The organism is Colwellia sp. BRX8-9 (genome assembly GCF_014077245.1).
Taxonomy (GTDB): domain Bacteria; phylum Pseudomonadota; class Gammaproteobacteria; order Enterobacterales; family Alteromonadaceae; genus Colwellia_A.
Map to the genome: position 1 here is coordinate 1 of NZ_JACGVN010000046.1, position 2,092 is coordinate 2,092.

Genomic DNA, 2,092 nt, shown 5'->3' on the forward strand with positions numbered 1-2,092 from the left:
GGTATTAAGCTCGTTGCTATAGCAGAAGCTGAATCTATTCGAATTAAAGGCTTAGCTGAAGCTGAAGCGATTACGGCTAAAGCTAAAGCACTGGGTAACAACCCTTTAATTGTTAAGCTAACAGAAGCTCAAAACTGGGATGGTAAGCTTCCAGCAACAATTTTAGGTAGTAGTAATATGCCAATATTAGATATGAGAGCAAAATAAGTCTACTAGCATCATAATATAAGCCGCTTAATTGCGGTTTTTTTATCTTGGAATAATGAAACTTTGATCGTCGAACAAGATGTTAATCATTACCTTAGTTATTCTATCTATGTCATGAGTATATTATATGAGTTAAATGCCATAAAAAGTTTATGTCATGTCACGCTCTATGAACAACAAGCTTCTTGTTAAAATTGTCAGTAAACTGAATGAATATAGTTTATTAACAATTTAAACAGTATGAAAAACCAAAGAAAATTTGCTGTCTCAATTGATCTAGAATTGTAGATAAAGGCGTATTAGAATAATAATTGTTAAATCGGCAAGGTCATTATGGATTCATTAACACAAGCTGTCTTGGGCGGCGCTGTCGGCTATGCGGTATTAGGTAATAAAGTTGGTCCTAAAGCAGCTATTTATGGTGCCGTTTTAGGAACATTGCCGGACTTAGATGTATTCTTACCCTATAGCGGTGATGTTGAAGCTTTTACCTACCATCGAGGATTTAGCCACTCGTTATTAGTACATTTGCTCATTAGCCCTTTAATTGCCTGGTTAATAACCAAATGTCATCAAGCTACAGCCATTTATAAGAAACACTGGTTTTTGTTGGTATTTCTGTGCTTATCTACTCATGGGATTTTGGACAGCTTCACTGTTTACGGTACGCAATTGCTGTGGCCTATTACTGAATATCCCTTTGCGGTCTCTAATTTGTTTATCATTGACCCCATGTATACCTTACCGCTATTGTTTGCGTTTATTGTTATTTTTCTGCCCAGAGTTAAACCGGCAAGTGCTTTAAAAATCAATAATTTTGCATTGGCGATAAGCACACTTTATATCTGTTGGTCTTTGGTGGCAAAGCTTTACATAGACGATAAAGTCACAACAGCGTTAAACGATCGACAGATAAAAACACATCATTATTTGAGTACACCTGCGCCTTTTTCTACGCTACTTTGGCGGGTATTGGTTATGTCTGATGGTCAATATTACGAGGGCTATGTCTCTGTGTTTGACTCAGTATCTGAGGTAAGTCTAGAAGCATATCAATCGTCAGACTCTCTGCTTACTAATATTAAAGATGAATGGGATGTGCAACGTCTTCAATGGTTCACGAAAGGCTTTTATTCAGTAAAACAAGCAGAGCAGTATATTGTTTTATCCGATTTACGTATGGGAGTGGAGTGTAGTTATGTGTTTAATTTTATTGTTGGCGAGCAAACGAGTATGGGAATTGTTAAGAGTCATACTGAAAAGGTAAGTGCTAGGCCTGATTTTAGTATGCTTGGAGGTGTTTGGCAGCGAATATGGGATCCATCAGTTTCTTTGTCGCCTCTTAAAGAAAACGGTGTTTGTGTTAACAGTAAAAATTTATTTTCTAAGAAAGTTTAATAAGATGAGTACACTTCAAGTGTATGGTTAGCTGGTTACTTATCCCTGGCGTTAGCTTATTAGCGGTTATCTCTAATTAAAGCGAATAATGAAGAATATCATTAAATTTTAAAAGGATAGACAGCAAATAATGTTAAATTTAATATGATGATTTTTTTGTACTAAATAAATATGTATTAGAAAATATTTTAGTTATAGAGCGACTAAATATTATTTAACAATGAAATTTGGATTTTGTATCGGAGAATGTTTTTAAATAAGGAAGTGACGACTTTCAGTACAGACACTCTTTATACTTGAGTTAAAGTTTGTTGTGAGAGCCCATATCTTTCGAGAGGGAACTGACGACCTTCGGTAAAAATACTCTTTATACTTGAGTTAAAGTTGGTTGCGGGAGCCAGATTTGAACTGACGACCTTCGGGTTATGAGCCCGACGAGCTACCAGACTGCTCCATCCCGCGTCCGAATGTCCTAATACCTTCTTAG

The 2,092-nt window shown here is 36.1% G+C and carries 1 protein-coding gene, 1 tRNA gene and 1 pseudogene; 2 read left to right on the forward strand and 1 reads right to left on the reverse strand.

From position 1 onward, the window contains the following. Positions 1 to 207, forward strand: a pseudogene (locus H4J70_RS20180) (prohibitin family protein); the annotation flags it as partial. A 333-nt stretch (positions 208 to 540) separates the two neighbouring features. Then, a complete protein-coding gene (locus H4J70_RS20185) occupies positions 541 to 1,605 on the forward strand; it encodes a metal-dependent hydrolase (protein WP_182245151.1) in 1,065 nt (354 codons plus the stop codon). Positions 1,606 to 1,990: 385 nt separating this feature from the next. Here H4J70_RS20185 and H4J70_RS20190 read toward each other — a convergent pair. Further along, positions 1,991 to 2,067 (reverse strand) — tRNA-Met (locus tag H4J70_RS20190). Positions 2,068 to 2,092: the final 25 nt, after the last annotated feature.

Bases quoted from the DNA above. Each gene is read 5' to 3' on its own strand.
- H4J70_RS20185 (WP_182245151.1), top strand. From the start codon at position 541: ATGGATTCATTAACACAAGCTGTCTTGGGCGGCGCTGTCGGCTATGCG.